Below are 11,905 nucleotides of genomic sequence, written 5' to 3' on the forward strand. Positions count from 1 at the left end.
AATGGACCGGTCGGGATTTGAACCCGAGGCCTCCTGCTTGCGAAGCAGGCGATCTACCGCTGATCTACCGGCCCATCTAATATTTATATAGTTGAAGCATAATCATATGTGATTATTCAGCCCAGGGAATATCAGTTAAACGTATTTAAAAATTCAATAGACCAGAATACACTGATAGTTATGCCCACTGGACTAGGTAAGACAGTTATAGCGGCAATGCTTATAGAGAAATTCTATAACGAGAAGAAAAAGAGCTTGATGATGGCACCGACTAAACCGCTGGTTCTGCAGCATGCAAAGACCATTGCAGAATCGACTGGAATAAGTGAGAATGAGATAGGCGTATTCACAGGAGAGATCGACGCAGAAGAGAGGGACGTAATATGGGTCACAAGGCGTGTATTCGTTTCTACTCCCCAGGTTGTATTCAACGATATGCGATCCGGCATACTCGATATCACAAAGTTTGATCTTCTCATATTTGACGAGGCCCATCGCGCGGTTGGTAACTATGCATACGTTGATATAGCACAGGAGTACCTGAAATACAAGAAAAAACTCATAATAGGCCTGACCGCAAGCCCTGGAGGGGACAGGGAGAAGATCGATGAGATCATAACGAACCTCGGAATAGCCAAGGTAATTGCGAAAACCGAATATGATGAAGACGTTCGTAAGTATGTGAAAACCATCGATGTTAAGCTCGTAAGGATACCGGAGCCAGAGAGCACACGAGAAATACTGTCCGTAATAGACTCCATAATGACGAAGCTTCTTGAGCCCTTAAAGGACAACGGCTTCAGGGTCGGGCGATCAAGAAAGGATCTTGTTGCAGCAATGCAGAAGGTTATCGACTCCGCAAAGGAGGACAGGAGCCTCTTCCAGCTTGTGCGCAGGCTGACTGCAGCTATAAGGCTTGACTATCTGAGAGAGTACATCGAAACACAGGGGCTGGACGTTGCCATGCACTACTTGGACGAGATGAAGAGGAGCGAGGACTCAAGCATCAGGAGGGCCATGTCCATCCTTTCCGGGCTGGAGGAATTCGGTGATCTTGAGAGGAAGATGACCTCTTATGCGGCAGAATACATAAATCCCAAGATGCAGAGGGTTGTTAGCATACTCTCCGCGCATTTACACGGCAACGCTAGGGCCATAGTCTTCACCCACTACAGGATAACCTCAGATATCCTAATGGAATACCTGCATAGGAACGCACCGGATCTGAAGCCGGTCAGATTCATAGGGCAGGCAGATCGTGGCGCTGACCAGGGCCTGTCTCAGGACCAGCAGAGGAAGATAATAGATGACTTCAAGAACAATGTCTACAATGTCCTGATAGCGACAAGCATAGCTGAAGAGGGCTTAGATATACCGGACACTGACTTTGTCATATTCTACGAAGCTGTGCCATCCGAGATCAGGTACATCCAGAGAAAGGGCAGAACCGGAAGGAGCAGGAACGGTCAGGTGTATATTCTTGTTTTTGAAAATTCCAGGGATATGGCATACTATTATAGCAGCATCAGAAAGGTTTCCAGAATGTCGCAGGTGATCGAGGATATGAAGCAGGACAGCGAAGAGAATAAAAAGCAGGAAAAACAGGATGCACAGACAAGACTTTTTGATTTTTGACCTAATCTGTCGTGTTTCCGATCTCAGCTATCCTGGCTATCAGTGCGTCCAGCTGTATCCTGTCGTTTGATCCCTCAACGATCCTGAACTCCGCATCCGCCAGTGCCTTTATGATCTCTATCTTCTGCTTCGGTGAGATCATGCTGCTCCTCACATATGAGTGCAGACTCCTTACTATGTCGATTCCGGAGAGGCCATCGTATATAAGCATGCCGTCCACGATGTCCCTCGCTTCGTCGAAGAGACCGTTGATGGCTCTGGATACCATCATCTGGACCTTTTCTGGGCTTGCGTAGCCTATTATCTCATATATCTTCTTTGGAGATATCTCTCCGGAGGTGTACACGGCTTGTAGAACGTTTATGGCCTTTCTCATATCGCCGGCCGATACTTCGACAAGCGCGCGCATGCTCTCATCGTCTATCTTGAAGCCTTCATTCTCTGCGATCTCCTGCAGCTTCTTGCTTATGTACTCGTCAGGAACAGGCCTGAACCTCATAACTACGGTTCTTGATTGTATTGGCGGTATTATCTTCGAAGAATAGTTGCAGGAAAATATGAACCTTGTGGTCTCCGAATATATCTCCATGGTTCTCCTGAGTGCGGCCTGGGCCTCTGCCGTCAGCTGATCCGCTTCATCCAGAAACAATATCTTGAATCCCAGCGGATTTGACGGTTTTATTCTGGCGATATCCTTTATCTTGTTCCTTATGACATCGATGCCGTTCTCATTGGAGGCGTTCATCTCAACCATGTTCTCCTTCCATGAATCTCCGAAGAGTTCTATGGCCAGAGCAATGGCTGTGGACGTCTTACCGGTACCGACAGAACCTGCGAAGAGAAGGTGTGGTATCTCCTTCCTCTCCACAAACGATTTCAACTTCTGTATGTTCTCGTCCTCACCATATATCTCCGAAAGGCTCTTTGGCCTGTATTTTTCAGTCCATATCTCGATCATGATGCAACCCGGGTTTCATTCTTCTCTCATACCAGACAGGGCATAGTCTACTATAGGAACGTCTTATGCCTGCCAGGTGAAGTTACCCGCCTGAAACGGCATTATCTATGTCACTTTCAGACAAGTGAAAAGCTTATGTTATATATCTTTATCAATTTTTCCAGTTTTTAAAAAATTGTGCCTGCACAATAGGAATATCACACTCAGCAGAATTTCCAACATCTTAATTAAATCGTATCATGAAAGTGAAATCTGCAGATCAAAAAATTCTGCCGAAAATGTGGAAATAAAATGAAAAGATTAGAGTGTTGGCAGATACCTCTTTATCTCCCATTCGCCAACGTAAGATCTGAACTGATCCCATTCTCTCTGTTTTACAGTTATGAAGTTCTCGTACACATGGTCTCCTAGGACTGATCTCATAAGCTTGCTTCCTCTGAGATGGTGTAGCGCTTCACCTAGGCTCTCAGGCATGGACATGATTCCTTCCGATATCCTTTCCTCCGGCGTCATATGGAATATGTCCTTTTCAACGGGCTCAGGAGGCTCTATTTTCTGTTTTATTCCTTCAAGTCCCATTCCTAAAACGACTGCAAACTGCAGGTATGGGTTTCCAGCCGGATCAGGGCATCTCAATTCCATCCTCTTTCTGACACCTTCGCCAGCTGGAATCCTAACCAGCGCCGATCTGTTCTTGTTTGCCCATGATATGTAAACGGGCGCTTCGTAGCCTGGTATGAGCCTCTTGTACGAGTTGACCGTGGACGCAAGAATCGCAGAAGCCTCGTTCACGTACTTGAGAATGCCACCTAGATAATGCATAGCATATTCGCTAAGCCCGTACTTCGCATTTTTATCGTAGAACCTGTTCACCTTTTCATCAACGCTCATTATGCTCTGGTGAATGTGCATGCCGGAACCGTTAACGCCATTTATCGGCTTCGGCATGAATGAGGCGTAGAGGCCGTTCCTCTCAGCTATGTTCTTTATGATGCTCTTTAGCATGACTATCCTGTCTGCCATCTTAAGTGCCGGCGCATATCTGAGATCCACTTCCTGCTGGCCGTAGGCAACCTCGTGGTGTGCAGCCTCTGGCTGGTAACCGAGGTCATAGAGTTCCTTCATTATCTGCTGCCTTATATCGCTGGCAGAATCAAGCGGCGTGTTGTCGAAGTATCCGCCATAGTCGCTTGGCTCTGTTGTTGGATTTCCGCTGGCGTCCCTTTTGAACAGGAAGAACTCAAACTCAGGGCCTACGAAGAACTCGTTGCCTTCCTTATGAACCTGATCTATGATGCGCTCAAGGACATACCTTGGGTCTCCTGGAAACCTCGTTCCATCTGGCGAATAGACGCTGCATACAAATCTAGCTATCTTGTTCTTTCCGAACTCATCTGGAAGAAGCGTGTAGCTCTCAAGGTTTGGCAGTGCACGCATATCGCTCTCTTCGATCTGTGCGTATCCTGCAACGGAGCTTCCGTCAAACACAACACCCTCAGTCAGGGCGTTCTCGAACCTGTTCTTTGGAACTGTGAGGCTTTTAACATTTCCCACTATGTCCGTGAACTGCATCTGCAGAAACTCCACATGGTCCTCCTCTATCCTTTTAAGCGTTTTAGAAACAAGATCCTCTGGCATAGCATCCTATGAAGATGCATGATTTATATTTTTAGATCGGAGAATTGACAATACGTAAGGCCGTATCCAGATTCTGAATATACGGCAGATGCGGATAATCGTCCAGCCAGCATCATTTTAGCAATGTTTAAATATCTGAATAGAATATCTGATTATCGATATCTGAATATCGATATGAGGTGAGAGAGCATGTTTGGAGGAATGAGAGGGCCATGGGGCCACCATGTATACCATTCAAGGGGTTTCGTGGGCATCCGATACTGGATACTGAGAATACTGGCTGATGGAGAGAAGACTGGAGCAGATATAATGTCAACGATGGAGAATCTTACCATGGGCAGGTGGAGGCCGTCTCCAGGCGCAGTATATCCACTGCTGAGGGACATGGAAGACGAGGGATACATAAGGAGCACCGAGAGGGACAACAAGAAGTACTATTCGCTGCAGGAAAAGGGCAGGGAGATGCTTGGAATGCTCGGAGCAGGCCCTTTCTACGGCAGGGATCTGGAGACATCCAGCATTGGCGACGCCATAGATCGCGCCAGCGATTATATCAATTATCTCAAAGACAACCGTGAACAGATACGATCTTCGTCAGCGTATATGGAAAAGCTTAAAAAATTGAAGAACGACATAGAGTCGATCCTGGGCTGGTAAGATAAAATAAATTTAGCTTTATCTATCCAGCCTTTTCTATTTTTTTCTTCAGATCCGCTATTTCTTCCTGTAGCTGTTTGTTCATCGGATTCTTCTTTGCCTTCTCTTCAAGTTCCTGGAGTTTCATTTCAAGGCTCTTCTTCTTTCTGTTGAGATCCCTTTTGCTGAGTCCCATAATACAACACCCGCGGGTATCGTTCCAGATACCATGAGCTATGGTGTTATCTCTTTTTTATGTATTAATTTTATTATTTTCGTAACTTCAAAGCACGGATCTGTAACTTCTCATAGCAGTCGAAGCGTGCTGGTGTGAAGTCTCAGTTCCATGTATAAAACTTATTAGGAAGGCAGAAATGAGAAAGCGTGAAGGACGTAATCGTCATAGGAGCTGGCCCCTCAGGTTCCTTTGCGGCGCATAGGCTGGCAAAGGCAGGCTTCAGCGTCGATATTCTTGAAGAGCATAGGGAGGTCGGGAAGCCTGTGGAATGCACCGGGCTTGTCTCACAGCGCGTCCTTCAGTATGTTAGAACAAAGAGCATAGCCGGAACAGTCAGGGGTGCAAACATTTTCTTCCCCAACGGAAAAAGTCTGCATATAGAGAAGGAAGATCGTACCGTAGTGCTGTTCAGGGACTCCTTTGACAAGGATGTCGCAGCCATGGCCATAGGGTCGGGTTCAAATATAAGGATCAATGCGCGTGCGATCTCAGTAAAGGAATATGAGGATCATGTTACCGTAAGATTCAGAGAAAACGGAAACCTAAAGGAGGAAGATGCCAGGATCGTTGTGGGTGCGGACGGCATCAACAGCATCGTAAGGCGCGATGTCTACGGCTTGAGGCAGAAGCATGTCGTTTCTACGCTCCAGTATGATATGGCCTCCAGGATCGAAGACGAAGATTCGGTCAACGTTTATCTTGGATCGAAATACACGCATGGATTTTTTGGATGGGCCGTGCCTGGCGGCGATATCATCAGGGTCGGAACGGGAAGCTACAGATCCTCCGCCCGCCGGTATATGGATAATCTGTCGGTCAGATTTGGAGAAAACAGGGTTCTCGGAATAACCGGGGCCGGTATACCCATAAGGATGGCGGAATTCCTGAACACCCGCAGAACCGTTCTTGTGGGAGACGCAGGAGGAATCGTCAAACCTCTATCCGGTGGCGGAATATACACTGGAATATTCTCGTCTGATGTTGCCTCGAAATATATATCAGAGGCTCTGGAAGCCGACAGACCGGAAAAGATCCTCAAGAAATATGACAGGGAGATAAGATCGACCATAGGGAAGGAGCTGAAGAAGGATGCTATCGTGCAGAGTATATACTCAAGGATCAGCGATAGATCCTTTAACAGGATATACAACATGATATCGAGCGAGAAGATAATAGACGTCATAAACAGAAGCGGCGATATAGATTACCCTTCCACTGTAATAATTAAAGTACTCATCAGGAATCCCGGAATACTGTATTCCATGTGGAAGTAGACCATGGAACGTAAAGAGATAATTTATCTGGCTCTGCTCATATTCGTGACTTTCATCTGGGGCGTAACGTTCCCCATGATCAAGGACGTCTTCGTATACCTTTCGCCTGTCTCCTTCCTCGCCATACGCTTTGTCGTTGCATCCCTCATATTTCTGCCGTTTGTTTACAGGAAGTTGAAGGAATCTAACAGAGATACGATAAGATACGGCGTGATAGCAGGCGTCTTCCTGTTCATAGCGTATTATCTCCAGACTGTAGGGCTCATGTACACGGAACCAGCTCTATCCGGTACAATAACTGGCATATACGTGGTATTTGTGCCTCTGATATCATACCTCTACCTGAGAAAACCTGTCATGCGCATTGAAATATACTCGTCAGTCTTTGCATTCATCGGCCTTGTACTGATGTCCTACAGTGGGCTGCACAATCTGGCAATAGAGGCGGGTGACATACTCACTTTCATCGCCGCCATATTTTATGCTATGCAGCTTGTCTACGTCTCAAAATACGCTTCAGATGTGGATCCGCTCACATTCTCATTCCTGCAGATAGTCGTGGTGGCGGTACTTTCGCTGGCATTCATGCGCACGGATATGTATCCGCTCGTCTTTTCCTATTACGCGCTTTTCGTTGTGGTCTTCACAGCCATATTCGCCACTTTCCTCGCCACCTACGTATATGTATCGGCTCTGTCCAAAATGAACGTGACCAAGGTGGGCGTTATACTCATAGGAGAGCCCATATTCGCAGATATAACCTCCATATTCCTCTTCAATGAGCCCGTTGGGCCTGTTGAAGTCCTTGGAATATGCATAATGATAGCCTCGATCGGTGTCATATCCTATTTCTCAGATTGATCCCTGCCCTCATGCACCCTCACGGCTATGCCCTCTCCGTACTCCCTGAGCTCCCTGCCTGACACCATCGCCTTTCCCACTGCGGCAAGGTTTCCGTCCTCATCCACCACAAGGACGTCGTTCTTTGCTATTATGGTTTCGTCTGCGTCCTTTATGAATTTGAAGAATACGCTGTATCCCTTGGCATTGTACTCTGCGCTCTCATTTGACACCACCACCCTGAGACTGGGCGGCTTGAGCGAAGAATGAAGCAGATATCCACCGTAATAGGTCAGCGTGAAGAAGCCGTCGTTTCTCAGCGTAGCTATCAGCCTGCCGTCCCTTGAGAGTATGCCCCTTATCCTGCCGGTCTTCGATACGTTTATCTTCACGTCATCCCTGAAGATCATCTTTCCCGTACCAAAACCGAACTGATAATCTGCTATGACCCTTATCTTGTTCAGATTGAAGTTCCTGATCTGATCGCCTTCGAACTTTTCTCCCTTGTACACATCAACCCTGAATGGAGAGATTATATCCTTCACAACAGAAAAATCAGGATCAGGTTCGAAGCCAGAGCTTACTGTCTGTTCCACCGGATATGTATTTTCAAGCTCAGCAGGAACAAAGGTGCCAGACCATGATATGAGGGCATTGCAGTCGATCTTCTGGTACACGTTCCTGACGAAATCTGTATTTGTATAGCCTGGATTCCAGGCCTTGCCCGTGAAAACATATGTGTCTTTCCTGCTGGACGACAGGTACTGTTCAGTGAATTTGCTTATCCTTGAAACATAGGGGTTCTTCGTCGAAAAAGAATCATAGAAGAAATAGGCGGTTTTCTTTGAGAGATCCTCGTATTTCTCCAATATATTTGAATAGGACATCATCTTCCAGTAGGCCTTCAGGAGGCTTGGATGCGATCTAGCCTTCTGTGCCACATACTGTGCAAGGCCCTCTTCGTATATCCTTTCCTTTATCTCCGCGATCTCCATGAATATGGCCTTGAGATTATGTCTGGCTATCTCTATGCTGCGTTTTTCCTTTTCAAGATCCCTCAGCTCCTTCAGGGTGTATCTGTCGTAAAGCGGACTCCACTGGGGCAGTTCAGTGATGCGGGCAAGATCCCTCGTACCGTCTGGATATATGAGTCGGTCATCCTTAGCGTACTTCACATAGGAGGCAGAATCAAACAGATCGACGCCAAGGTATACTGCGAAGGCAAAGAACATGGGATGGCCGCCGCCAAAGAGATGCACTGGCTTGTTGAAGCTCAGGTTGATCTTTGAATTTATTATTATATCGATAAGTGTGGAATAATCGTAGGTTTCCAGAAGCGGTACAACACCGCCTATGGGGTGGTACGTTGCCCTTGTGGAGTTCATCAGCTCAGCGGATCTCCTCCTGAGATCGGGATAGACTCCGCCCTGCACAGGCCCTGCAATGATGCCGTCCTCATCGTTTACCTCAAGCATGCGGTTGTACGTCTCTATTACAGCCTTTTCAACCTCAGATCTTGGCGTTCCGGGCGTGGTAAAGACATCCAGTATGGTGGATATGTCGCTTCCTATCTTCTTCTGGAACTCCACAACCTCCCTGTTGTTGAACTCTATGGAACCGTAAACGTAGCTCTGGAATGTACCGGAATCAGTCATTATTGGCCCGTCATATCCGATCAGAGAGTGAAGCCCATCCTTGAGGGCCCGTTCCCTGAGCTGCGGCGTCCTGAGTATTATGTAGCTGTTCGTTATTATGCCCTGCAGGCCCAGCGGTTTCATCTCCTCCGGCGTTATATCCATTATATTTGGGTTTATGACCGGCAGCACCGTGGGTGTCTCGATGGTACCATGCGGTGTCTCGAATTTTGCTATCCTTGCAAGGCCGTCCCTTTCCTTTATCTCCATAGCTCACGAATAGTAGTAGTTGTTCTGCTCCTTCTGCATCCTGTCAAGGCTGCTGTTCTCCTTGTTTATCCTAGGCCTTCTGGTGCTCTGATCCCTCCTGAAGGTAACGCCCACGATCTTGAGAAATCTGTTCATGCCATCGCGCATGTCCATAGGCCCTTCCGACTGCCCATGTGATCCGGGTACGCCAGAGAAGACGATCAGGCTATCCGATATGAGATCTATCAAATATATATCGTGATCAACGACCATTGCGGTCTTCTTTGTGTTCTCCATCACCCTCCTTATCACTTTGGCGACAACCATCCTGAAGGAAGAATCCAGATGAGCGGATGGCTCGTCTATCAGATATATATCGGCATCCCTTGCAAGGGTAAGCGCTATAGACAGCCTCTGAAGCTCTCCACCTGACAGCCCGCTGACGGGATTCTCCATCAGATCCTCTATGCTCAGCGGGTGGAATATTTCATTCTTGACGAAGGAATCATCTGACCTCTCTCCAAGCGACGTTCTTATCAGATCGGAGACGGATCCGTCAAATGATGTGGATATGTACTGCGGTTTGTATGATATCCTCAGGTTCTGGGATATGGTTCCTGAATCCGGCGTCATTACGCCAGCGAGCATCATTATGAATGTGCTCTTTCCCAGCGCGTTTTTTCCAAGAATACCCACGATCTCGCTCTTGTGTATCTTTCCGGCAGAAACATCTAGCGTGAAGTCTCCAAGCGTTTTTTTGAGATCCGTCCAAGAAATGAGATCCTGTGTGAATTTATCACGCCTCGACGTCTTCTCCTCAAACTCTATTGGATAGCTCCTTATGCGTACGTTTTCTTCCCTGAGGAAACCAGATAGGTATGCATTTATTGCCCTGTTTGTGGAGAGCGGCTCTGAGAAGATACCGTAAACGCCAGGATCTCCGTACACTATGTTCACGGAATCAGCCAGCCAGTCGAGTATGGCCAGATCGTGTTCCACCACTATTACAGTCTTTTTCCTGGCAAGTTCCTGCACAATCCTCGATGCATTCAACCTCTCATTTATATCTAGATAGGAGGTCATCTCATCAAACAGGTAGATGTCTGCATCTTTCTCAAGGACTGTACCTATGGCGAGCCTCTGCAGCTCACCCCCAGAACATTCTGTCACACTCTTGTTGACTGAATTTTCCAGATTCAGCTGGGTCACTATATCGCTGTATCTGCCAGTTTCGTCATTTTTCTTCAGGATCTCTCCTATTGTGCCCTTCACCACTTTCGGAATATAATCAACATACTGGTTCTTCAGCACTGCCTTCTTGTTCTGTTCATACAGGCCCCTGAAATAGGCGCCCATCTCTGTTCTGGCAAATCTGTTTATGACAGCCTCCTTTGATGGCGGGCTGTCGTATGATCCTAGGTTCGGCACCGTGATCCCGGATAGTATGTTGAGAGTAGTGGTCTTTCCCAAGCCATTCTGGCCAAGTATGGCCGAGACCCTGCCTGGCGTTATGGTAGGAATGGAGTATATTCTGAAACCGTTGACACCATATCGGTGAAGAACTTCCTTGTTGAGCTCGTCCGGGAGCGTAACTATCTTTATTGCACCGAAAGGGCATCGTCTTATGCAGATCCCGCACCCTATGCATAAAGTTTCAGATATCAGCGGCTGGCCATCAGGATCGGGAAAATCAATGGCCATCACATGATTGCGGACAGGCGGGCAGTAATACTGGCATTCGTGATGGCATTTTTTTGGATGGCATTTGTCTCGATCAAGGACGGCTACATGCATCGGGCATCCCTATTGAACGACCTTCCAGTAGTCATCGGGGATCTCGTCGTATATTCTGTATTCCTCATCCGTCTTCTTTTTTCTAAAATCTACCTTCATGTTGGCGAGTTCTATGATCTTGTTTATGTTCAAAATCCAGTAATGTATACGCCACTCCCTACCATCAAAGAGAGTCGTCTCTTCCCTTTCCGTCTGCAGTATACCTATATCCTCCATGGTGTAAAAAGAATCCCTATCCTCTGGTTCAAGCATGTTATCAATAACACGGTCATTATATCCAAAAAAGTTTATTATATGTTCAGCAGCCTCCATTGCTTCCTCCTCACTCATCCGCCGATCCTGAAGGCTAAGACCGGCATTTATAGCCTTTGATAATTCTTCAAGAGTGGTGTAATACCTAATCCCGGACTTACCGTCATCGCTCTTATTGATCATAGCAACCTCTTCTGAAGCTTCCATAGGAAATTAATGATTGCAAATATATAGTTAAGCTTATCGAGTTATACATATAAATCAACCAAATATCGTATATAAGGATATTCATTAAAAGTTAAAAGAAAAAAATTTATTGATATATCAAGTTCGATGATGGATATCTGCAGTATTTCCTATGGGTGGTATGCTGTTCAGGAAAATCCAAATGCAATATTATTAAATTCCTGAATAAGGGTTTTCAAACTCACAGCATAGCGGCCATGCAATTCTTGAAGCCTCACCAAGACGTATTCAGCGGTCGCTACTCGATGATCAGAATATCACTATCAATACCAATCATGCTACGAAAATGGATCACAATGAAAATTTAGAAATAATGGGACAGAATGTTTAAAAGAGAAGTTAGGGATTTGAAGGAAGCTGTAAATCTCAACAGCTTTAGCGATGAGATACACGGACTTCCTCCAACGGAAATATTTATACTCAATTTACCGTACCTATAGATAATGATAACAGCCACCAAAGTGAAGCTGTATCCAAATGTAAAACAGAAAGTATTACTGGAGAAGCACTT

General features: G+C 46.4%; 11 protein-coding genes and 1 tRNA gene. 5 read left to right on the top strand and 7 right to left on the bottom strand.

The features are described from left to right. Positions 1–2 precede the first annotated feature (2 nt). Positions 3–74, bottom strand: a tRNA-Ala gene (locus Q0C15_RS04510). A gap of 34 nt (positions 75–108) precedes the next feature. On the opposite strand from Q0C15_RS04510, the gene Q0C15_RS04515 reads away from it, so the two are divergent. Continuing rightward, positions 109–1,635: a DEAD/DEAH box helicase family protein gene (locus tag Q0C15_RS04515; protein ID WP_297216778.1), complete on the top strand. Its 1,527-nt coding sequence runs from the start codon at positions 109–111 to the stop codon at positions 1,633–1,635. Position 1,636: 1 nt separating this feature from the next. Here the strand turns inward: Q0C15_RS04515 and Q0C15_RS04520 are convergent, their stop codons facing one another. Both Q0C15_RS04520 and glnA read right to left on the bottom strand, forming a co-directional pair. Beyond that, positions 1,637–2,593 carry a replication factor C small subunit gene (locus tag Q0C15_RS04520; RefSeq protein WP_297216782.1) on the bottom strand — a complete coding sequence of 319 codons (957 nt, stop codon included), beginning with the start codon at positions 2,591–2,593 and terminating at the stop codon, positions 1,637–1,639. Between the two features lie 300 nt (positions 2,594–2,893). Further along, the gene (gene glnA, locus Q0C15_RS04525; protein ID WP_297216784.1) at positions 2,894–4,231 is read right to left on the bottom strand and encodes a type I glutamate--ammonia ligase; all 1,338 of its coding nucleotides are present in this window, start codon (positions 4,229–4,231) and stop codon (positions 2,894–2,896) included. Between the two features lie 189 nt (positions 4,232–4,420). Here glnA and Q0C15_RS04530 point away from each other — a divergent pair, with 189 nt between their 5' ends. After that, a complete protein-coding gene (locus Q0C15_RS04530; protein WP_297216787.1) occupies positions 4,421–4,888 on the top strand; it encodes a PadR family transcriptional regulator in 468 nt (155 codons plus the stop codon). Positions 4,889–4,910: 22 nt separating this feature from the next. Here Q0C15_RS04530 and Q0C15_RS04535 read toward each other — a convergent pair whose 3' ends face one another. After that, positions 4,911–5,063 (bottom strand): hypothetical protein, encoded by a 153-nt coding sequence (locus Q0C15_RS04535; protein WP_173338154.1) that lies wholly within the window; start codon positions 5,061–5,063, stop codon positions 4,911–4,913. 188 nt (positions 5,064–5,251) lie between these two features. Here Q0C15_RS04535 and Q0C15_RS04540 point away from each other — a divergent pair, with 188 nt between their 5' ends. Then, positions 5,252–6,379, top strand: coding sequence for a geranylgeranyl reductase family protein (locus tag Q0C15_RS04540; RefSeq protein ID WP_297216790.1), 1,128 nt, complete (start codon positions 5,252–5,254; stop codon positions 6,377–6,379). Positions 6,380–6,382: 3 nt separating this feature from the next. Then, positions 6,383–7,240, top strand: a complete 858-nt coding sequence (locus Q0C15_RS04545) for a DMT family transporter (protein ID WP_297216793.1) — start codon at positions 6,383–6,385, stop codon at positions 7,238–7,240. Here the strand turns inward: Q0C15_RS04545 and tgtA are convergent. Genes tgtA through Q0C15_RS04560 form a run of 3 tightly spaced genes read right to left on the bottom strand, consistent with a single transcriptional unit; the run spans position 7,225 to position 11,355 of the window. Next, entirely contained in the window at positions 7,225–9,123 is a 1,899-nt protein-coding gene (gene tgtA / locus Q0C15_RS04550) for a tRNA guanosine(15) transglycosylase TgtA (protein ID WP_297216796.1), read from the bottom strand. The two genes, Q0C15_RS04545 and tgtA, sit on opposite strands and share 16 nt — an antisense overlap. 3 nt (positions 9,124–9,126) lie before the next feature. Further along, positions 9,127–10,896, bottom strand: a complete 1,770-nt coding sequence (locus Q0C15_RS04555; protein ID WP_297216799.1) for a ribosome biogenesis/translation initiation ATPase RLI — start codon at positions 10,894–10,896, stop codon at positions 9,127–9,129. Positions 10,897–10,905: 9 nt separating this feature from the next. After that, entirely contained in the window at positions 10,906–11,355 is a 450-nt protein-coding gene (locus Q0C15_RS04560) for a DUF6015 family protein (RefSeq protein WP_201796961.1), read from the bottom strand. A gap of 482 nt (positions 11,356–11,837) precedes the next feature. Between Q0C15_RS04560 and Q0C15_RS08015 the strand changes: the two genes are divergently transcribed. Continuing rightward, positions 11,838–11,905: helix-turn-helix domain-containing protein (locus Q0C15_RS08015; protein ID WP_367181982.1), on the top strand; the 68-nt coding region annotated here is incomplete at its 3' end.

It is taken from the genome of Thermoplasma sp., from assembly GCF_023256435.1.
GTDB lineage: Archaea > Thermoplasmatota > Thermoplasmata > Thermoplasmatales > Thermoplasmataceae > Thermoplasma.